18 protein-coding genes are annotated in these 20,922 nt (G+C 65.5%); 8 read left to right on the top strand and 10 right to left on the bottom strand.

What is annotated here, in order from left to right; genetic code table 11:
* Window positions 1-2: 2 nt before the first annotated feature.
* Window positions 3-1,181, bottom strand: a complete 1,179-nt coding sequence (locus LKE06_RS10200) for a pyridoxal phosphate-dependent aminotransferase (protein ID WP_227998349.1) — start codon at window positions 1,179-1,181, stop codon at window positions 3-5.
* Window positions 1,182-1,354: 173 nt separating this feature from the next.
* Here LKE06_RS10200 and LKE06_RS10195 point away from each other — a divergent pair, with 173 nt between their 5' ends.
* On the top strand, window positions 1,355-1,564 hold the full coding sequence (locus tag LKE06_RS10195; protein ID WP_227998348.1) for a hypothetical protein: 210 nt from the start codon (window positions 1,355-1,357) through the stop codon (window positions 1,562-1,564).
* 62 nt (window positions 1,565-1,626) lie between these two features.
* Here the strand turns inward: LKE06_RS10195 and LKE06_RS10190 are convergent, their stop codons facing one another.
* The gene (locus LKE06_RS10190; RefSeq protein ID WP_227998347.1) at window positions 1,627-2,547 is read right to left on the bottom strand and encodes a sigma-70 family RNA polymerase sigma factor; all 921 of its coding nucleotides are present in this window, start codon (window positions 2,545-2,547) and stop codon (window positions 1,627-1,629) included.
* 88 nt (window positions 2,548-2,635) lie between these two features.
* Between LKE06_RS10190 and LKE06_RS10185 the strand changes: the two genes are divergently transcribed.
* The gene (locus LKE06_RS10185) at window positions 2,636-3,073 is read left to right on the top strand and encodes a GNAT family N-acetyltransferase (RefSeq protein WP_227998346.1); all 438 of its coding nucleotides are present in this window, start codon (window positions 2,636-2,638) and stop codon (window positions 3,071-3,073) included.
* Window positions 3,074-3,110: 37 nt separating this feature from the next.
* Here the strand turns inward: LKE06_RS10185 and LKE06_RS10180 are convergent, their stop codons facing one another.
* On the bottom strand, window positions 3,111-4,202 hold the full coding sequence (locus LKE06_RS10180; RefSeq protein WP_227998345.1) for a 3-deoxy-7-phosphoheptulonate synthase: 1,092 nt from the start codon (window positions 4,200-4,202) through the stop codon (window positions 3,111-3,113).
* 484 nt (window positions 4,203-4,686) lie between these two features.
* Between LKE06_RS10180 and LKE06_RS10175 the strand changes: the two genes are divergently transcribed.
* Together LKE06_RS10175 and LKE06_RS10170 are read left to right on the top strand one after the other, a co-directional pair.
* Window positions 4,687-4,851, top strand: a complete 165-nt coding sequence (locus LKE06_RS10175) for a DUF5993 family protein (protein ID WP_227998344.1) — start codon at window positions 4,687-4,689, stop codon at window positions 4,849-4,851.
* Window positions 4,851-5,480, top strand: a complete 630-nt coding sequence (locus tag LKE06_RS10170) for a disulfide bond formation protein B (protein ID WP_227998343.1) — start codon at window positions 4,851-4,853, stop codon at window positions 5,478-5,480. Before LKE06_RS10175 ends, LKE06_RS10170 begins: the two co-directional genes overlap by 1 nt.
* Before the next feature lie 3 nt (window positions 5,481-5,483).
* Here LKE06_RS10170 and LKE06_RS10165 read toward each other — a convergent pair whose 3' ends face one another.
* From LKE06_RS10165 to LKE06_RS10155, 3 genes are all read right to left on the bottom strand, one after another.
* Window positions 5,484-6,362, bottom strand: coding sequence for an oxidoreductase (locus LKE06_RS10165; protein ID WP_227998342.1), 879 nt, complete (start codon window positions 6,360-6,362; stop codon window positions 5,484-5,486).
* 165 nt (window positions 6,363-6,527) lie between these two features.
* Entirely contained in the window at window positions 6,528-7,019 is a 492-nt protein-coding gene (locus LKE06_RS10160) for an SLOG cluster 4 domain-containing protein (protein ID WP_227998341.1), read from the bottom strand.
* 300 nt (window positions 7,020-7,319) lie between these two features.
* Window positions 7,320-10,967, bottom strand: a complete 3,648-nt coding sequence (locus tag LKE06_RS10155) for a non-ribosomal peptide synthetase (RefSeq protein ID WP_227998340.1) — start codon at window positions 10,965-10,967, stop codon at window positions 7,320-7,322.
* Between the two features lie 144 nt (window positions 10,968-11,111).
* Here LKE06_RS10155 and LKE06_RS10150 point away from each other — a divergent pair, with 144 nt between their 5' ends.
* Window positions 11,112-12,731, top strand: a complete 1,620-nt coding sequence (locus tag LKE06_RS10150) for a (2,3-dihydroxybenzoyl)adenylate synthase (protein WP_227998339.1) — start codon at window positions 11,112-11,114, stop codon at window positions 12,729-12,731.
* A gap of 84 nt (window positions 12,732-12,815) precedes the next feature.
* On the opposite strand, the gene LKE06_RS10145 is transcribed toward LKE06_RS10150, so the two are convergent.
* Together LKE06_RS10145 and LKE06_RS10140 are read right to left on the bottom strand one after the other, a co-directional pair.
* Window positions 12,816-14,126: a salicylate synthase gene (locus LKE06_RS10145; protein ID WP_227998338.1), complete on the bottom strand. Its 1,311-nt coding sequence runs from the start codon at window positions 14,124-14,126 to the stop codon at window positions 12,816-12,818.
* A 103-nt stretch (window positions 14,127-14,229) separates the two neighbouring features.
* Window positions 14,230-14,994 carry a DUF2127 domain-containing protein gene (locus LKE06_RS10140; RefSeq protein ID WP_227998337.1) on the bottom strand — a complete coding sequence of 255 codons (765 nt, stop codon included), beginning with the start codon at window positions 14,992-14,994 and terminating at the stop codon, window positions 14,230-14,232.
* Window positions 14,995-15,116: 122 nt separating this feature from the next.
* Between LKE06_RS10140 and LKE06_RS10135 the strand changes: the two genes are divergently transcribed.
* On the top strand, window positions 15,117-17,573 hold the full coding sequence (locus LKE06_RS10135; protein WP_227998336.1) for a glycerol-3-phosphate 1-O-acyltransferase: 2,457 nt from the start codon (window positions 15,117-15,119) through the stop codon (window positions 17,571-17,573).
* Window positions 17,573-19,072 (top strand): HAD-IB family hydrolase, encoded by a 1,500-nt coding sequence (locus tag LKE06_RS10130; RefSeq protein WP_227998335.1) that lies wholly within the window; start codon window positions 17,573-17,575, stop codon window positions 19,070-19,072. Before LKE06_RS10135 ends, LKE06_RS10130 begins: the two co-directional genes overlap by 1 nt.
* Window positions 19,073-19,107: 35 nt before the next feature.
* Here the strand turns inward: LKE06_RS10130 and LKE06_RS10125 are convergent, their stop codons facing one another.
* Window positions 19,108-19,827 (bottom strand): polyprenol monophosphomannose synthase, encoded by a 720-nt coding sequence (locus LKE06_RS10125; protein ID WP_255648506.1) that lies wholly within the window; start codon window positions 19,825-19,827, stop codon window positions 19,108-19,110.
* 192 nt (window positions 19,828-20,019) lie between these two features.
* Here LKE06_RS10125 and LKE06_RS10120 point away from each other — a divergent pair, with 192 nt between their 5' ends.
* On the top strand, window positions 20,020-20,655 hold the full coding sequence (locus tag LKE06_RS10120; RefSeq protein WP_227998334.1) for a cytochrome P450: 636 nt from the start codon (window positions 20,020-20,022) through the stop codon (window positions 20,653-20,655).
* A gap of 49 nt (window positions 20,656-20,704) precedes the next feature.
* On the opposite strand, the gene LKE06_RS10115 is transcribed toward LKE06_RS10120, so the two are convergent.
* The gene (locus LKE06_RS10115) at window positions 20,705-20,887 is read right to left on the bottom strand and encodes a hypothetical protein (RefSeq protein ID WP_227998333.1); all 183 of its coding nucleotides are present in this window, start codon (window positions 20,885-20,887) and stop codon (window positions 20,705-20,707) included.
* Window positions 20,888-20,922: the final 35 nt, after the last annotated feature.

Raw genomic sequence — 20,922 nt, 5'->3', positions numbered from 1 at the left:
CCTCAGGTCACGGGCACGCCCGCACGCAGGCGGCGCACGCCTTCGTCCAATACTTCGTCACGTTTGCAGAAGGTGAAGCGCACCAAGCTATTCCATGACTCAACATTGTCGACGAATACGCTGACCGGCACGGCGGCGACGCCGATCCGTTCCGGTAGTCGCCTACAGAAAGCGAGCCCGTCCTCGGCTCCCATAGGGGTGATGTCCGCACACACGAAGTAGCCGCCGGAGCTCGCCTTTACCTCGAAGCCCGTGTCGGCCAGCGCCGCCGAAAGCCGAAGACGCTTGTTCGACAGACTATCTCGCAGACCCGCTACCCAGCCGAGTTCATTGTTCAGCGCATGGGCCACGGCGGGCTGGAACGGGCCGCCCGCCACGAAGGTCATGAACTGCTTGGCGGCGAGTACTCCATCGATGAGGCGTGCGGGCCCGCACGCCCAGCCGGTCTTCCAACCTGTGACGCTGAATGTCTTTGCGGCACTGGATACCACGATCGTTCGCTCAGCCATTCCGGGCAACGTGGCGAGGCTGATGTGTTCGGCGCCGTCGAAGACGAGGTGCTCGTATACCTCGTCGGTGAGCACGAGAAGGTCGTGCTCGCAGGCTATTTCAGCAATGGCGGTCAGGTCTGCCCGATCCAGGATGGTTCCGGTCGGGTTGTGCGGCGAGTTCACCACCAGCATCCGGGTCGCCGGGGTGATGGCCGCACGCAAGCTATCCAGGTCGAGGACGAAACGGTCACCGTCCGCGACCAGCCGGGCGGTGCGTCGCGTTGCGCCCGCCAGTGCGACGGCCGCCGCGTAGGAGTCGTAATAGGGCTCGATCAGTACCACTTCCGCGCCGGGCTCGACCAGGCCGAGCATCGCGGCGCTGATCGCCTCCGTCGCGCCAACAGTGACCAGGACCTGCGTGTCCGGGTCGTAGTGGGTGCCGTAACGACGGGCTCGATCGTCGGCGATGGCGCGACGCAAGACCGGCATACCGCGACCCGGCGGGTACTGATTCATGCCGTCGGCGATGGCACGTCGGGCGACCTCGAGCATGCCGGCGGGACCATCGGCGTCCGGGAACCCCTGGCCGAGGTTGACCGCGTTGTGACGAATGGCCAGCTCGGTCATCTCGGCGAAGATCGTCGACGCGAAGGGGCGCAAACGGGCAACTGTGGCGGATCGCGGAAGCATATTCGGAGAGTAGCCCAGCGGTCGCTATCGTTGCCATTAGATAGCGAAAGGCTATGTTTCACTTTTGGATTACGGCTTCTACCTGCATGGTTGTGCGCTATCCCGACGGCCGCTAACCTCGCCGTGTTCTACCTCACAACTCGCCGCGAGGCGAATTCTCGAAAGGGGCGAATATGGCCTCATATCTCGACCTGGTACTGCAGCCGGCCGCGTCGGAGGTCGCCGGATCAGTACTGGGTTTCATCCGCGACGTCGCGCACGATCTGATCGCGAACTCGTTCTACGGCTCCTCGACCGGGGACTTCGGTCTCGGATCGTCGACCGGCAACGGCGGCCTCGGGTCATCCACCGGCGATTGGTTCACCGGCTCGGCCACACCGTAGTGATCGAGCAGTAGCAACCCGGCGACGCCAGGCCAATCGATGAGGGCCCGGCCTGGCGTCGCTCACCCGAGACGCAGACCCGAAAGCTTATCGGGATTGGCCAGATCGTAAGCACCCCATACCAATCCATCACGAACCGTGAAACCAACCACACTGGTCCGATACACCCCCGGCAGGGCGCCCGCCTCGAACGACTTCAGCACCAGCCCCAATTGCCCATTGACCAGAGCGAATTCGAATTCGATCGCCGGTGTGCCCGCAGACCCGTCGAGCCCGTGCTTACGGAGACCGAGGATGAAGCCGGCGATACGCTCGGCACCGTAGAGCACGTCGATCGCCGTCGCCGTAGTGCCGTTGGCATCACCGATCATCACCGAATTCGGGTGCAGCGCAGCGGTAACCGCGCCGATATCCCCGGTGTTCAAGGCATCCAGCAGACGCCGCACCGCCGCCTCGTGTTCGGCATCAGGAACCGGCTCCGGCGTCTGCGCGACCGCTTCCCTCGCGCGCACCGCGAGTTGCCGCGCGGCATCCGGGGAAAGGTCGAGAATCTCGGCAATCTCGCCGAACGGCACCGAAAGACCGTCGTGTAGAACGAAAGCCACCCGCTGCGGTGGTGTCAGACTATCCAGCGCAACCATCGCGGCGAGACGGTATTCGTGCTTGCGGACCAGCTCATTCAGGGGGTCGGGCAGGCTGGACGGCGACAATGCGGTCACTACCGGTTCCGGTAGCCACTGCCCCACATAGGCTTCTCGGCGCACAGCGGCACTATGCAAGCGGTCCAAACATATTCGGCTCACCACCGTGGTTAGCCAGGCGCCCAGATCCTCGATCTCGGACTGGTGGGTCCCGGCCAGCCGTAGCCAGCTCTCCTGCACGGCGCCCTCGGCATCGCCGACGCTGCCGGTCAACCGGTAGGCGACGGAAAGCAGATGTGCTCGATGCGATTCGAACAAGTCGGCGAGAAGAGCGGCAACCATCGTCAGATTCTACGGTCTGCCGAACGACCCATTTACCACACCTCCCGTGAGACCGCGAGGCGAAACCCGATGAGTGGACCGACTACGCGTGACACCATGCTCGAATGGAGGATCACCCGCTGTCGCGCGGGGCTGGGCGGACAACAACCCGATCTGGGCATTGCGTCCGCGCGCGGACGGACCGGTCATCGGAATGATCGGTCTCGGCAAGGCCGACGAATCCGCGCGTGAGGTCGGCTACTGGCCGGCACCCGAATACCGCTCGCGCGGGATGATGTCGCGCGCGGTCACGATGGTGTGCGAATTCGGCTTCCACGCTGACGGTTTAGCCCTCGGCCGCATAGGCTGGCACGCCTTCGCGGGCAATCACCCCTCCGCCGCAGTAGCTCGCCGCAACGGCTTTCGTTATGAGGGCATGGCTCGGCTCGGCAGCGTGCAACGCGGGATCCGCCGCGACAGCCGGCAGGCCGGACGGTTGGCCTGCGACCCACCGGATCCGGCGGAAGGCTGGCCATCGGGGGTCTGACCGGTGCCCCGGCTTTCGCCGGGACGGCCGATGGGCGTCAGCGGTTTCGGCGCTGTGCGACGGCCTCGGCGAGGCGATCGAGTTGCGTGGCGGTGGTCTCCCAGTCCAGGCAGGCGTCGGTGATCGATCGGCCGTAAGCGAGCTCGCCGGCCCGGCCGAGGGTCAGGTCCTGACGACCGGCGACGAGGAAACTCTCCAACATCACACCGACCATGCCCGGCTCACCGGCCGCCAGCCTGCCCGCGATATCGGTGACCACGTCGACCTGCTTGTTGTGATCCTTGTTGCTGTTGCCATGGCTGGCATCCACCACGATTCGTTGCGGCAGCGAAGCCTTCTCCAGCCGGATGCATGCCTCCGCGACCGAGGCCGCGTCGTAGTTCGGACCGGTACTGCCGCCGCGCAGGATCACGTGGCAGTCGGGATTACCCGAGGTGCGGATAAGCGCGGCCCGGCCATCCAGGTCGGTGCCGGGGAACACGTGGCTGGCCGCGGCGGCGCGCACGCCGTCGACCGCGACCTGCACGTCACCATCGGTGCCGTTCTTGATGCCGACCGGCATCGACAGCGCGCTGCTCAGCTGACGATGTACCTGGCTGGCCGCGGTACGGGCGCCGATGGCGCCGTAGGAGACCAGGTCCGCGATGTACTGCGGGGTTATCGGGTCGAGGAATTCGCACGCCACCGGCAGGCCGAGCGCGGTGATGTCGGCAAGCAGTTTGCGACCGATGCCGAGCCCGGTATTGACGTCGAAAGAGCCGTCCAGGTGCGGGTCGTTGATCAGACCCTTCCAGCCGAGGGTGGTGCGCGGCTTCTCGAAGTACACCCGCATTACCACGTGCAGCCGATCGTCCAGTTCGGCCGCTTTGGCGGCCAATCGGCGCGCGTAGTCCAGTGCGGCGGCCGGATCGTGCACCGAGCACGGTCCCACGATCACCATGAGGCGGTCGTCGGCGCCGGTGAGCACATCGACGGTGTGCTCGCGGCCCGCGCGGACCGTATCGGCGAGCGCGTCAGTGGTGGGGTGTACCCGGCGCACCTCGGCGGGCGAGCGCAGTGGGCTCACGCTGAGGGTGCGTTGATGATCGAGATCGGAATGCCGCGCGTTGACGTCGGCTGCAGTAGTCATCGTGGTGGGTTCCTTTTTATCAGGCCGACCCACGGATGCGATACCCATCGAGCCGGTCATCATCCGGCTCGGGGTGGAAGTTGGTCAGCGCAGCAGGTTGCCGCAGACCGACCCACCCGGGGCCGGCTTGCTAAACCAGAAATACACGCGCTGCACGTCGGAAACAGTACCAGGCAGTGAACGCGCCGCACGGGCACGGCGCGTTCAGGGCCGTCTCAGCCCCACTGGCCTGGCTCGTAGCTGCCCGCGGGGGTGCGGGCGATGACGTTCATCCGGTTCCAGGCATTGATCATCGCGATGGCGGCGATCAGGCATGGCATGAGTCACTAACGACTCAGCGTTGGCGGCGTGGCGGGGCCGGGGCCGGTTGGGCCAGGCGTCGGGCGCCTAGTCTTGACAAGCCCGGCCCACCGAGGCCGCCGATTACGGCGTGTCCACGCATCATTCCCGCTGGTAAGAGGCACCGGCAGGTACGGTCCGCAGCATGGACACCCTCATTTTCGCGGGTTTGCTGGCGGCCATGATCGCCCTGTTCCAGCAACGCTCCCGGCGGGTGGTGATCGGCGCGTGGTGGGTGCTACTGATCGCGACGGTGCTGTTGCTCGCCCATCACATAACCAGCGGCCTCGGACTCGGATTGAGCTACTGATGTCGGTCATTACGGCATCGACAACACGTAGGCGCGCGGCGCTCGGGCAGCTTCAATACTGGCTGGCGGTGGTGTTCGTGCTCGGGTGGACCGGGGTGATCTGTGGCGGGCTCGCCTTTCAGTTCGGCGCATGGGAATATCCGTGCCCGCTGTGCGTCGTCCAGCGCATGTTCATGGCGCTGGCGGCGCTCGGCGCGGCGACCATCGTGCGCGAGGGCATGAACGGGGCGATCGAGGCCACCGACTACGCCGCAGGCTGGGGACTGACCGTAGTCGGCTGCGTCGCAGGCGGATTCGCTTCCTGGCGCCAGACCATGCTGCACATCCTGCCGGGCGACCCCGGCTACGGCGATCCGTTGCTCGGCCTGCACCTATATGTCTGGGCGTTGATTCTTTTCGTGGCCGCGATCGCGACCATCGGTGTGGTGCTGTCGTTTTCACACCGCACTGCTGCCGCATCCATCTCGGCGACTCCACAGCGGATCATCGGGATGATCGCGCTGTGGTTCCTCGGCATCGTGCTGGCGATCAATCTGATCGCTATCTTCGCGCTGGAGGGTTTCCACTGGTTTCTGCCCGACGACCCGAACCGCTACCAAATCTTCTACGACCTGCAAATACTGGGCTGAGCGTTACCCGCCGAAGGTGTAGGTGACGCCGGTCAGTTTCTCCGACAACTCCCATAGCTCGCGCGCGACCCGCTCGTCCTTCGCCGCCGCGCTCGAACCGGACCGCCCGGGATAGCCGTGCAGCCCCATCCGGCCGTTCGGCCCATAGTACGCACCCGGCTCGACCTTTTCGGTCGCCGCGAAAAGTGATGGCAGTGCACCCATTTCGGCGCTCTGCGCCAGTAGCCGATTACCGAGCGCCATGACCATGTCCTGAATCGACTCGGTATGCGACTGCAGTTCGGTCGCCGCATAGCCGGGGTGCGCCGCGACCGATAGTTTCGGCGATCCCGCCGCGGTCAGCCGGCGCTGCAGTTCGTAAGCGAACATCAGATTGGCGAGCTTGGCTTGGCCGTACGCGGCCCATCGCCGATACTTGCGGCGCTCCCAGTTCAGATCGTCCAGATCGAGCTCTCCCATGCGGTGCGCGCCGCTGGACACCGTCACCACTCGGTCCGAAATCTTGTCCAGCAGCAGCCCGGTCAGGGCGAAGTGGCCGAGATGATTTGTGCCGAACTGCATTTCGAACCCATCGGCGGTCCGTCTGAGCGGCAGCGCCATCACACCAGCATTGTTGATGAGCACATCGACCTGCGATACCGAATCGGCGAACTCCCGCACGGAAGCCAGATCCGCGAGATCGAGCCTGCGCACCTGTGCCCGCTCGCCGAGTGCGGCGGCGACGTACTCACCCTTCGCCACATTGCGACAGGCCAGGATCACCGCTGCCCCCGCCGCCACCAACGCGCGCACGGTTGCCGCTCCCAGCCCACCGTTGGCGCCGGTGACGACGAACGTCCGCCCGGCCTGACCGGGCACATTCGCGGCATCCCACCTGCTCATACCCGGAAGTCTAGTCCGATACGGCGCGGCCGTAACCGGTAGCGAGCCCGCATGTGGCGCTGCCGGCAAACGCGCGGCGGGGATACCCAACGAAACCGATCGCTCGGTCAAGAGCATCTGCCGTGCCTGCACGACCGACAGGCGGATCAGGCTAACCGGCCAGATTCAGGATCGACTGACCGAGGCGTGAGCTAGGGCGAATTCGACAGCCTCGCCCGCATTCGCCGCCGTGAAGCCCCCGCCTACGGATGCGCCGTCGGCGTCGACGATCTGCCAGCCACCGACCGACACCACCGGCACCCCGCCACGCCGATTCGCCAGCGCCAACTCAGACAGCGTCCCCCACGAGCCGCCAACCACAATCACGGCATCCGCCGACCAGACCAGGATCGCGTTCCGGGCCTCACCCATATTCGTGTATAGAACCGCGGACAGTCCGTCGCAGACGCGAGACCGATCGGCGTCCGGCCGCACGCCGATCACCAAACCGCCTTCCGATGACGCACCTTCGGCAACCGCCGCCATCACCCCAATTCCCCCGCCGCACAGCACAGTTGCCCCGGTCTCGGCCAGCAGGCGGCCGACCTCCCGCGCATTGTCCGCGTCCATGTCGGTGCAGTGCCGTGGTCCGCAAACCGCGACCTGGATCGGGGGCATCTCACTCCTTGGCAGTGGCTTGGGCTGTGTAGGTGGTGAACAGGCTAATGCGGTCCGGCAGTTCGCGGGCAGTGCGGACAGCCGGAGCGATCGCGCGCGGCTCGTCGGCCGCTTTTCACCACCTCTCAACTATTGGGGTCGTCCGTAGCTCCACAGGCAAGTCCAGCACCTTGTGGATGCGGATTCGGGCTGTCGCATTGTTGATCAGTACATCGGCCTGCTGCGAGCGTCACGAGCCCCGCATGTGGCACTGCCGGCAACGCGTGGCGGGTCATGCGACGATCGCCCACCAACCTGGTGTCACACCTGGGTGAGCACCTCATCATCACTCATGGCCGCAACCTCCAGATACATTCCGGCGACTGCTTCCAATCGACCGGTCGAGCCCTTGCGTTCCTCGCGTTCGAGTAGCCGGTGCGCCAGACCTGCCACGGTGCGGGCCGCGAATAGATCGGCGACGATGGTGTCGGAGGCGTCCAGCCACTCACGGATCCTGGCGATGACCGTGGTCGCCAGTACCGAGTCCCCGCCGAGGGCGAAGAAATCGTCGGTTGCGCCGACCCGATCGGTCTCGAGGACGGTCGCGACGATGTCGGCGAGCGCACGCTCCAAATCGGTGCTCGCGGCCACGAATTCGGCGGTGGTTTCGATGCTCTCGTGCAGGGCACGGATTGCCGCGCGGTCCGGCTTGGCATTCGAGGTGAGCGGCAGGTGGGCGAGTATCTCCAGGCGCGCCGGAATCATGTACGACGGCAGGAGATCCGCGACCGCCGCGAGTACCACATCGGAAGTGATTTCGGCGTTCGGTTCGGCGACAAGGGCGGCCACCAGTTTCGGAGCGGCGGCACCTACCACGGCCGCGATGGCTTGGTGGACGCCTGGCGTCTGACGCAGCGCGCTCTCTACCTCACCCAGTTCCACGCGATAACCACGGATCTTCACCTGATGATCGGCGCGGCCGAGGAATTCGAGGGCACCGTCGGGACGGTAGCGAGCCAGGTCACCGGTGCGGTACCAGCGCATGCCGTCGTGCACGACGAAACGTTCGGCGGTGCGCTCCGGGTCGCCGCGATAGCCGGCCGCGACGCCGGCACCACCGATCCACAACTCACCGGTCACCCAATCGGGGCAGTCGTGGCCAGTGGGGCCGACGACACGGCACTGCACATTGCGCAGCGGGACGCCATACGGCACGGCGGTCCAATCGGCGGGCACCTGCGCGTCGATGACCTCGCAGATGGTCGAGTGGATCGCGGTTTCGGTGGCGCCACCGAGTCCGGCGAACCGGCAGTCGGGTGCCACCGCGGCGAGCCTGCCCGGCAGCGTGACCTCCACCCAGTCACCGCCGAGGATGACGGTGCGCAGCGCGTCGAGGCGCAGGCCGCCGGTAGCGGTCAGCAGCATGTCCAATAGGCTCGGTACACAGTTGATGAGCGAAACATCGTGGCGCACTGCGAGTTCCACCCAGCGCGCGGGTTCAGTGCGCTGAGCCTCGTCCACCGTGACCACGGCGCCGCCCGCACTCAGCATGCCGAAGATGTCATACACCGACAGATCGAACTCGAGTGCCGAAAGGGCGAGCGCACGGTCTCGCGCGCCGATCCCGAAACGCTCGTTCAGGTCGTCGATGGTGTTCATGGCCGCACGATGCGGGACCTGCACCCCCTTGGGCTTACCGGTGGAACCCGAGGTGAACAGCACATAAGCGATCGTTTCCGGATCACCGAAGATGGGGCGCCGCAATGGTTCCGGGTGGGATCGGGCCTCGGCGAGCGCGAGGGTCCGCACCTCGGGAATGCTCCGACTCCCGACGGTCAGCGCGGCGACCACCGTGCCGGTGCGCAGGATCTCCGCACGACGAGCGGCTGGCTGGTCGAACCCGATCGGCACATAGACCGCACCCGCCGCGAGCACGCCGAGCGTCGCCACGATCTGGTCCGGGCCCTTCGGCAGCTGCACCGCGACCGAATCACCCGGCAGCACACCGGCGCCGCGCAGCGCACCGGCGATAGCCAATGCCTCGGCGGCCAGTCGACCGTAGGAGACGGTGCCGCCCGGCTCCCAGATCAGCGCGGGCGCATCGGGATTCGTCGCAGCGCTGGCGAAGAATCCGGTATGCAGCAGTCGTCGGGTGACCGGCCCTGCCGTGGCGTTGACGCGGGCCCGTACTTGCGCCTGCTCCAGCGGTATCCGCAAGGCGGCCTCCGCATCCCAGCCCGCGGCCGAGGGCTGACTCACATCAGCCGATTCGACGTCACCGGCCAGCCGCATGATGGCATCGATATAGCGGGCGAACATCGCCTCGATAACGCCTGCGGGAAAAGCGGATTCGCGCACGTCCCAGTTCAACAACAGGCCACCGCGCACCTCGGTGATCTGCGCGTCCAGCAGCACCTGCGGCCCCTGCGAGATGATCCACACGGGATCGCCGAAGGTCTCGGTAATGGTGTCGGCGAACAACTCACCGAGGTTGAGTGCGCTGGTGTAGACAATCGGCGCGAGCACCGGCTCGCCGCGCGAACGACCAAGATCGCGCAACACTTCCAACCCGGCATAGGCCGTGTGCGCGCCGGCGGTGTGCAGGCTCGATTGCAGGGCGCGGGCCCGTTCGGTGACGGTGGCAGGTTCGGTCACATCGACCTCGAGCAGTACCGATGACGTGAAGTCGCCGACCACCCGATCGATCTCCGGATGCACCGGCTCCCGGTGGAACAGCGGCAAATTCAGCAGGAACCGACGCTGGGCCGACCAACCGCCGATGGTCTCGGCGAACACCGATGCCAGCGCCATCGCGGGGGTAATCCCCCTGGCGTGCGCAGCGTCGAACACCCGCGCCTTCGCCTCGGGGGCGAGCCAGCGGTGGTAACGCACGGTCTTGTTGTGAGCGGCCTGTACACCCGCGTCGCGGGCCGGACCAGGGGATGCCTGCGGCAGTTCCGGAACCCCAGGCAGCTCGGGCAGCCGCTGCTGCCACCACTGCCGATCCCGATCATGTTCGGCGCCGACACCACTGGGATTATCGGCGAGGTAACGCTGGAAGGTATATGTCTGCGGCGGCAGTGTCTGGCCGCGATACAGCCGAGCGAGATCATCGAGCAGAATGCGATAGCTCATCGCGTCCGCCGCCAGCATGTCGACATCGAGGTGCAACCTGGTGCGGTCATTGTCGAGCAAGGTCAGCGCGATGTCGATGACCTGACCGTCCTCGACCGCCATGCGTTGATGGGTGTTGTTGTCCCGCAGCGACTCCAACGCGCGCTCGACCTCTTGCCGATCGAGCCCACGTAGGTCGGTGCATGTCCACACCGGCCGCCCGGGCCGCGTCATCGTCTGCTGCGTACCGTCGGGCAGGAACCGGGTTCGCAGCATCGGATGCCGCCGCACAAGGTCGTCGACCGCACGCTCCAGCCGTACAGGATCGACACCCGCACCATCGAATTCGACATACAGGTGCGCCGCGACCCCGCCGAGCTCATGCGACTCCGACCGCCCGATCCAATACGCGTGCTGCATCGGCGCGAGCGCGAACGGAGGGTCATCGGTATCGGACGTCACCGGATCCTCGGCCCCACCAGCCGGACGCGAATGCGTCGAATCAGGCTGCCACGCGGCATCATTCGATCCCCAAGAATTGTTCGAATACCCTGGCGCGATGGCGTCGGATTCATCAGCGCCACCGATCAGTTCGAACCAGCCGTCGACTGTCGGGTTCGCGGCCAACAGCGCGAAATTTATGTCGATGCCGCGTTTGCGCCAGGCGCCGGCCAGCTTCATGGTCCGGATGGAGTCGAGGCCCAGCTGAATTAGGTCGGCGTCGTCGGTGATGGTGTCCGCGGGCACGTCGAGTTGCCGGGCTATTGCGGCACGGATTTGGTCCCGGTCGATCGCCGAATCATCTGTTGTCCACGCCCGCCGGGATCGTTCCCCCTGTCGCTGTGCTGACTCCATACGCCGCTGTCGCTCCTTGGTTGCCACCGTATTCGGCGGATCGAGACTGCTCGGCGGTAGCCTATCAAATTGAGATAGGGTTGCCTAACCTTCCTTATGAGACCCTAATCATTCAGTACATCTTCGAGACCCGTGAGGCAGACCGTGACTTCGACAGCCCCCACGCCCACCTCCCATCGCGACGGCTATGCCCCCTTCCCCGATGCCGCCGCGGAAACCTTCCGCGCCGCGGGTTACTGGACAGGTCGCCCGCTCGGTGACCTCCTGCGTGAAACGGCGCGTCACCACCCGCAACGCCCCGCACTGCTGGATGGCGACACCGTGCGCACCTACGCCGTACTGGATTCCGATGCGGACCGCATGGCACACGGCCTGCTCGCGCTCGGCATCGAGCCTGGCGATCGAGTAGTCGTACAACTGCCGAACGTCCCCGAATTCGCGACCGTGCTGTTCGGGTTGCTGCGCGCGGGCATCATCCCGGTTCTCGCCCTGCCCGCACACCGCCGAGCCGAAATCGAACATCTCGCCGAGCTTTCCGGCGCGGTCGCCTACCTCATTGCCGACCGGCTCGGCGACTTCGATTACCGCGAGTTGGCGGCGACGGTCGAGCTGTCGGTCTCCACACTCCGCCATGTGCTGGTGCTCGGTGACCCCGGAACCTTCACCGACCTGAACTCGATTCCGCGCGCCGGCAATTCGCTTCCGGCGATCGATCCGAGCGATATCGCGCTGATGCTGGTATCCGGCGGCACGACCGGCCTGCCTAAGCTGATCGCCCGCACCCACGACGACTACGTCTATAACGCCACCGCAAGCGCCAAGGTGTGCGAACTGACCGAGAGCGATGTCTACCTCGCGACACTTCCCGCGGCACACAACTTTCCACTGTCGTGCCCGGGCATCCTCGGCACCATCGGTGTCGGCGGTGCGATCGCGTTCCTGACCGACCCGAGCCCGGAGAGCGCCTTCGCCGTGATAGAGCGGCACCGGGTCACGGTGACCGCTGTGGTTCCACCGCTGGCCCAACTATGGTGTGCGGCAACCGAATGGGAGGATGCCGATCTCGAATCGCTGCGGTTGCTTCAGGTCGGTGGCGCCCGGTTGGCCGAGGTCAACGCACGCGATGTCGAACCCGCACTCGGCGCGAAGTTACAGCAGGTATTCGGCATGGCCGAGGGCCTGCTCAACTACACCCGTCTCGACGACCCGGCCGACATCGTATGCACGAGCCAGGGCCGACCGCTCTCCCCCGCCGATGAGGTCCGCGTTGTCGACGCCGACGGCAACGACGTCGAGCCCGGTGCCGAAGGCGAACTACTCACCAAGGGCCCCTACACAATTCTTGGCTACTATCGCGCCCCTGAACACAATGCCCGCGCCTTCACCCCCGACGGCTACTACCGCAGCGGCGACCTGGTCCGTCGCCTGCCGAGCGGCCACCTGATCGTCTCCGGCCGCCTCAAGGACGTCATCAATCGCGGTGGCGAAAACATCTCCTGCGACGAACTGGAAGAACATCTCCTCGCCCACCCGGCCGTCCGCCACGCCGCGGCCGTCGGCCTGCCCGACGCCGCACTCGGCGAAAAGGTCTGCGTGATACTGGTGGTCGCGGACACCACACCGACGCTCGCCGAGATCAAGACCTTTCTCATCGATCGCGGTCTGGCCACCTATAAGCTCCCCGACCTGCTGCGCTTCGCTGAAACGCTGCCCATCACCGCCGTCGGCAAGATCGACAAGAAGGCACTGCGCGCCGAATTCTGACGACGCACGCGGGAGGCCCGGCCGATACGAACTCGGCCGGGCCTCTTCAGGCGAACCCTCTTCAGTCGAAGGTAGCCGGACGCGTTACGCCTTGACCACGTACGGCGCGATGCTGCCGAGCTTTTCGCAGGTCTCCTCGAACTCCCGATCCGGGCGGGATTGTCCGACAATGCCCGCACCCGCGCGCAGCCAGGCGCCCTCGGTTGTCTGATAGACCGCGCGGAGCACCAGGGTGGCTTCCATCATGCCGGTAGGCGAAATCGTCACCACCGCACCGGAATACAGGCCGCGCGGTGCGCCGTCGAGCCGGAAGATCGAGTCGACGCCGGCGCGTTTGGGGATACCGGAGGCGGTCACCGAAGGGAACAGCGTCTCCAGCGCGTCCCAGCTGGAACGGTCGGCGGCGAGCCGGCCGCGCACCGTTGATGCGAGATGCTGGACGCTGCCGCGTTCGCGCACCGCCATGAAGTCCGAGACGGCGGGCGTGCCGACAGCCGCGACCGCGCTGATCTCCGCAAACGATGTTTGTACCGAAATTGCGTGCTCAACAATCTCTTTGGGATCGGTCAGCAGATCGGCGCGAGCCGCCATGTCGATATCGGGGCCGAAACCGAAGGCACGGGTACCCGCGAGCGGTTCGGTGGTGACGACGCGGTCGGCGTCCACCGAGGCGACCAGCTCCGGGCTGAATCCCGCCGCCTCCAGCCCACCGAGCCGCAGCAAAAATGACCGGGCGGGGGTATTGGCCGCCCGGCCGAGCCGGTAGGTCGCGGGCACGTCCACCGCGAACGGCAAATCGACCTTCCTGGACAGAATGACCTTCTGGTAACGGCCCGAACGGATTTCGTCCACCGCCTCGGCGACTCGGTCGCGGTATCCGGTGGGATCGAGGCGGATATCGGTCGGATGCGCCCGCGGCAGTTCGCTCTCCTGCGAGGCCGCGATGAGGTCATGAATATCGCAGGTCTCAGCGGGCGTGGCTCCGGAGATGCGAATGCCGAACTCGCCGACCCGCACTTCGATGCGCGGGATCATCAAGTGCGCCAGCGCTGTTCGCGGATGCAGATGCGCGGTGGCATCCAGCGCCCACGCACAGAATTCGAATCCGATCCAGCCGTATGCCTGCCGCCCGCCCAACGGCAAGGTATCGAGCGCACGATCGAGCACGCCCGCCGGGCTGCCCTTCCACCCGCTCGTGGTAGTCCGGCCTGCCCAGACCACCCGCAGTTCGTCGGCGTCCAGTTCCACGCTGCCGAGCGGGTCCGCCGCGAACACCCATTCGCCGGGACGCTCGTACATCACGTACTCGCCGAACCGGTCCGCCGCCGCCAGCCGGGACATCGCTGCCGCCGGATCGGTCACATATTCAACGCGCAAGCGCTCCGTGGTCGACAACGATCCTCCAAGGTAATGCTGACCTAACTTTAGTGAGTAAGGTTAGCATTACCTGACTACGCTGCGACTGTGCCGAGAGCCACAGCGATGGCCGGTCACCGCGTCACTGAGTAGGCACCGCGATCGCGGAACGCTCGACGCTCAGCAGACTTTCCGCATGGTGTTCGGCGTGATACGCCGCCCCGCCGCCGCGCAATCCGAACAGCCGCTTGCTGTAGACCAGCCAGACCACAGCGGCGATATTGATGACCAGCGCCACAATCCGCAGCGCGGTGATCTTCTCGGTCAGTTCGTAGATCTCCAAAGGCAGGAAGATGCTGGTCGCGACGGCCGAGAAATACTCGCCCCAGCGCTTCACCAGCCACAATCCGACCGCCTCGATCACCTGCAAACCCGCGTAACCAAGGATGGCGATCGCGATCCACATCAGTGCCGTATTCGAAAGATCGAACGCCTCACCGGCCAGACGCACGAGCTTGGATCGATCGATGTCCCACCCGATCTGATCGGCGAAGGGCCGCAGCAGCGGCTCATCCTTGTCGAACGCCGCACGCATGGTCTCGCGCGAGGAACGGAATTCGAAGACTACGACGGCTGCCAGCACCAGCAATAAACCGCGCAGCAACCGCTCGATCGCCAACGCCCGCATCAGCCATCGATCCCGCAGCAGCCGCCCACGCGGGACCTCCGGTGCATGATCGGCAGGCCCTGAGCCAACCGGGTCGCCGGGCACGAAGGTGCCGCAACGCAGGCAACGCCATGCTTGTCCCGCAACGGTGTCGACCGACAGCCGATCCCGCAATTGCGCTTCGTCCGGCGCGTAGGTGTAGTGACCGCGCCAACCGCACGCGCGCAGCGCCCAATCCATGCGCGCAGCCTAGTTCGATTCACGAGATAGCAGCACGCCGGCAACTCGCGTGCCGGAGTTCCTGCGCGGAATCCCCTGGCGGGCTTCAATAGGAAGACCGTCAGTTACGGAGGGATTCAGACATGATCGATCACCGCGGGGACTCACCCGCGCCGGCTCAGCGAGCAACGACACCGAGGTCGGTGGTTGCCCTTGTCGACGCCGGATCGAGAGTGGAGCGCGGGCTCATCGGCGCCTGGCTGACCGATGGTGGCCTGGTCGGCGAACTCGGTATCGACGTACCCGTCACGCAGCTCGACCTCGACTCCGATGCCATCGCCACCCGGCTGGTCGGGCGTCATGACGATCCGCTCGTCCTCCCGGTGCGGGTGTTGTGGCTGCCGCCCGAACGGGACGGAGTCCGCCGAGTCACCTTCGCCGACCTTGCCTTGCTGAGTAATCCTCGCAAGCCGCACGCGCTGGCCCAGCGCAGGCTCATCGGCAAATCCCCGGACCGGCACGTGGTACTGACCGGGGCGCCTGCCCTACTCAGCGAGCTACGGGCCAACAACCCGGAGGCCGCAGCGCTATTGACCACGGGCACCGCGGAGCCGTTCGCCCGCGCCATCGTGCGCGCCGCGGTGGTCGCCCTCGAGCGCGCCGAGCGCAACGTAATCGGCGATCGGTACAAGGTGCCGAGGCTGGTGGCCGAGGAGATCCTCGACTCACCCGCTTTCCTGCTGCGCCTCGACCTCATCGCCGACCAGATCGGCGCCAACCAGCATGAGGTGTACCGGCGCGCGGAGAAGGCGTTGCGTGAACTCGTGGCCGCGCAGAGCCGACTGGTCTCCGACCTGTTCACCCAGGCGATGCGGCCGGTACACGCCTCCACCTGGAAGGTGGACACCGAGGAGTCCGGGTTGACCGCGTTGCGGGCGCTCAACCGTCGCTATCCGCTAGTCTTCCTGCCCTCGCACCGCTCCTACGTCGACGCTTTCGTACTCGGCGATGTATTGGCCCGCAATGACTTTCCGCCGAACCACGTGATCGGCGGTGCCAATCTCAGCTTCTGGCCGATGGGCCCGATCGCTCGGCGCACCGGCACCGTCTTCATCCGGCGCAGCTTCGGCGACGACGAGGTGTACAAGGCGGTGGTCGAGGAGTACTTCGCCTACCTGCTCGCCAAACGCTTCAACCTGGAGTGGTATTTCGAGGGCGGCCGCACCCGCACCGGCAAATTGCGACCGCCGCGCTACGGGCTGTTGAATTACCTTGCCGCCGCGGTCCGTTCGAATCGCATCGACGACGTCATGCTGATTCCGGTGTCGATCACCTACGAGCGGCTCAACGAGTTGGGCGCCATCGCCACCGAACAGGTGGACGGGAAGAAGAAGCCCGAGGGTCTGGCCTGGCTGGCACGTTATGTTCGTAGCCAGCAGCATTCGGCCGGGCGCGTCTATGTTCGCTTCGGTGAACCGCTTTCGGCGCGCGATCGACTCGCCGCACATGGTGATCCGCTCATCGCACCGCCGCTGTCGATACCGCTGCATCGCACCGAGCCCACCGAGCCCGAGCCTGGCGACGCCGGCGCGGACGCGGTCGGCGAGCAGGAGCGCTTAGCGGTACAGCGGCTCGCCTTCGAGGTCGCGGTCGGCATCAATGCGGTCACCCCGGTCACGGTCAACGCATTGGCCACCCTCGCGCTGCTCGGCGTGCACGAGCGCGCCCTCACCCTCGGCGAGGTTCGTTCCGTGCTCGCCCCGGTATTGAGCTATATCGAGAAGCGCGATCTGCCGCACGGCGAACTCGACGCACTACGCGATGATCAGAGTCTCGCGGTGGTCCTGGAACAACTGTCGCTGGCCAAGGTGGTCACCGTCTATCGCGGTGGGCTGGAACCGGTTTACTCGATCGAGGCAGGCGCACACCTGGAGGCCGCGTTCTATCGCAATAGCGCCGTACACTGGTTCATCAACAGGGCGATTCTCGAACTGTCCATTCTGTCCGCCCTCGACGCCCCCGCGCCGGATCAGCTCAAAGCCGGGTGGGACGAGGCTTTCCGCCTTCGCGATCTATTGAAGTTCGACTTCTTCTTCCCCAAACGGGTGGAGTTCGCGGCCCAGCTGACCGCGGAAATGCTGCTGGTCGACCCGGATTGGCACAGCCACACGCGGGCCGACACCTTCGGCGAGGACGTCCTGGCCAAACTCACCGCGTCCGGATTCATGATGGCGCACCGCACCCTGCGTTCGTTCTTCGACGCGCAGCTGGTGGTGGCCGAACGGCTGGCCGCCAGGGATCCCGTCGAAGAAATCGATCGAAAACAGTTCATCGCGGAATGCGTCGCGGTCGGCAAACAGATGATGCTGCAACAGCGGCTGCACAGCCCCGAATCGGTATCCATCGAACTGTTCACCAGCGCATTGAAACTCGCGGACAATCACGGGTTGCTCGCACCCGTCGGACCGGACTCCGCCGAGCTCAGGGCCGAATTGTCCGAGTGCAGAATCGAATTCGCCGACCGGCTGCGCACCATCGGAACCCGCATCTCGCAGGCCGCGTCGTTGGATCCGTCCAACCGGCTGGTGCGGGAGCCGTGATGGCCCAACCGGATGACACCGCGCCCACCGCGACGGCGCGGCAGCCGCGACGCGCGGCCATCGACTCGGATCTCGAATCCGTACTCGCCGCAATTCGATCGGGACCGCAGGGCGCCGAGATCGCCGCGGTATTCGACTTCGGTGGCACCATTGTCGACGGTTTCACCCACCCCTCGTTGCGCAAGCGAGTCTTTCGGCCAGGCGCGGCGCGGACCGCGTCGGCCACCCTGCTCGGGGGCATTCGCAATGGACTCACCGACGGCCAGTTCGAGCGCTTCCTACAACTGACCACTCGAGCGCTGGCCGGCCGGAACGAGGCCGACCTGGACGAACTCGGCGCACAGCTATTCCGCCGCGCCATCTATGGACATCTGTATCCCGAAGCGTGGCAGCTCATCCGGACCCATGAGGCCGCCGGGCATACCGTCATCCTGGCCAGTTCGCTGACCCGATTCCAGGTCGCGCCCGCGGCTGCCGCGCTCGGCATCGAGCACGTGCTGTGCACGTCGATGGCGACCAGCGAGGGCACCCTGACTGGATATGTCGAGGGAAAAACGCTGTGGCGCAATGGCAAAGCCGACGCCGTGCGCGGTTTCGCCGCCACCAACGGTATCGATCTCGGCCGCAGTTACGCCTACACCAATACCGTCGCCGACGTACCGCTGCTGTCGCTCGTCGGTAATCCGATCCCGGTGAACCCCGATCGACGGCTCGGCATGTTCGCCGCCGAACAGGATTGGCCGACCGTCTCCTTCCGGGCGAGGCAGGCACCCGGGCTCGGCGATTACGTGCGGACCTACGCCGGATTCGCCGCGCTCCTCGGCGGTGCCACCCTCGGTGTCGTGGCCAAGTCCTACACCAGGCAGCGTCGCGAAATGGCCGACGGGCTGATGGCGTATGCGACGCGGGCCACCCTGCGTGTCATCGGAGTGCGAATCCGGTTGTCCGGCGCGGCGCATGCTCGCGCACCCCGCCCGGCCGTCTTCCTTTTCAATCATCAAAGCCAATTCGACGTCATCATCGTGCCGAGGGTTCTGGAGGGTGGCGTAACCGGCATCGGCAAAAAGGAGCTGACCCGCAATCCGATCTTCGGCCCGCTGATGCGATTCGTCGGTGTGACGTTCATCGACCGCTCGAATACCGAGCGTGCGAAGGCCGCGCTGGCGCCGGTGGTGGAAACGCTGCGTGGTGGTCTGTCGATCGCCATCGCCCCCGAAGGTCACCGCTCCTATACACCAGGCCCACTACCGTTCAAGAAAGGCGCATTCCATATCGCGTTACAGGCAGGCGTGCCGGTGATACCGGTGGTGATCCGCAACGCGGGTGAAATCGCTTGGCGTGATTCGATGATCGCGCGCAAAGGAACCGTCGACGTCGCCATTCTGGAACCCATCGATGTGAGCGGCTGGTCGCCCGACGATATGGATGATGAGGTCGAGTCGGTTCGGCGGCTCTATCTGGAGACTCTCTTGAACTGGCCGGAACCGGACGCGAGCTGACGACGCGAGCACCACACGACGACAAATGTCGTTCGCTACACAGAGCGACCGAACAGCAGCTTCCATGGCATCAGCGCCGACTCCAGCTGCACCTTGAGGCTCATCTTGGAGGCGCCGATCGTGCGCTCCTCGAACCGGATCGGTACCTCGGCGATCGCAATGCCCTGCTTGACCGTCCGGTAGTTCATCTCGACCTGGAACGAATAGCCATTGCTGCGGATCGACGCGACGTCGATCGCGCGCAACGTATCGGCCTTCCACGCCTTGAATCCCGCGGTCGCGTCCTTCACGCCGAGCCGCAGAATCAGGTTCACATAGAAATTGGCCCACGCCGAGAGCGCCTTGCGGTACCACTTCCACTCCGCGGCGGTCGACCCGCCGGGCACGTAGCGCGAGCCGAGCACCACGCCGGCATCGGTAGTGGTCAGCTTCTCCAGCATCGCCGGAATCACCTCGGTCGGATGCGACAGGTCGGCGTCCATCTGGATCACCACGTCGGCGCCCTCGTCCAGCGCGAGCGTGATCCCGGCGATGTAAGCCCGGCCCAATCCGTCCTTCTCGGTGCGATGCAGCACACCGACAACGTTCGGTAGCTCCGCCGACAACTTGTCGGCGACCTCACCGGTACCGTCCGGCGAATTGTCATCCACCACGAGCACGTGCAGGTCGGGCACTGGCAGCGCAGTCAGCCGCTCCACCGCAACCGGCAGATTTTCCCGCTCGTTGTAGGTCGGCACAACAACGGTAACCCTCAAGGGTCGCCCTCCCTGCTCACCTGTAGCCCCGAGCCCACGACAGGACCCCGAGCATTCGTCTGATTTCAAAGAACCGTACTTGATCGGGCGCAAGAGTGCCTGAGCGCACTCCCCGCACGCCACTCCATGGTCCGCGAACTTTCGCCGAACCTCAGCAATCCCATCAGCCACCTGTGCAACAATCGCCCGGAAATGCTTGCGGCGCAGGGATATTTCGCCATCGATATCCATGGCTCACCCGAGGGGCAGGCAGTCCTGGCCAAGAACGGCGCGGCGGATATGTTCAACGGAGCCATCAACGACAACATGCTGTTCGCCGATCCGCCGCAGCACACCCGGCTGCGTCGCCTCGTCGCGAAGGCGTTCGCCAGCCGCGCGGTCCAGGATCTCGGTCCGCGTATCACTGCGATCGCCGACACCTTGCTCGACGACGTGAGCACCCCGGAAACCGCCGACATCTTGGACAGCTATGCGTTCCCCTTGCCGATCGCGGTGATCTGTGAGTTGCTCGGCGTGCCGGATGACGATAAGGACGCATTTCGTACCTGGACCGCAAACGTCGTCAACAATTCGGCTTCCATCGAGGAGCGCACCAGCGCCGGTGTCAGCTTCTTCACCTACCTGACGGAGCTGATCTCGGCTCGCACCGACAACCCTCGCGAGGACCTGCTCTCGGAGCTCATCATCGCGAAGGACGACGGCGACCGGCTCGACCAGCAGGAACTCATTTCCATGCTGTTCCTCTTACTCGCGGCCGGACACGAGACCACTGTCAATCTGATCGGCAATGCGGTACTCGAACTCCTGCGCGACCCCTCGATGGTCTGAGGGCGATGACGCGGCGCGCGACGTGTCACAACGACGTGCGCCGGTCACTTCAATCGCCCTCTCGCCAGTTTCGATCGCGCGAATCCTCGCGATCATTGCGCGCACGCACGATCTCCAGAGCACGCTCCGCCATCGCCCGGTCCGGGTACGGCCCCATCCGATCCCGGAACCAGCACTGAAGCCCTTGTTCGGCCCTCTTGTGCTTCAGGCAGTAGTACCAGCGCTCAGCCATGGCCCCAGCATCCCACCGATCCCGTTCCCGGTTCC

The organism is Nocardia australiensis (assembly GCF_020733705.1).
GTDB classification, from domain to species: Bacteria; Actinomycetota; Actinomycetes; order Mycobacteriales; family Mycobacteriaceae; genus Nocardia; species Nocardia australiensis.
Note: the sequence above shows the minus strand (reverse complement) of the source record. Positions and strands in the feature narration are given on the sequence as shown.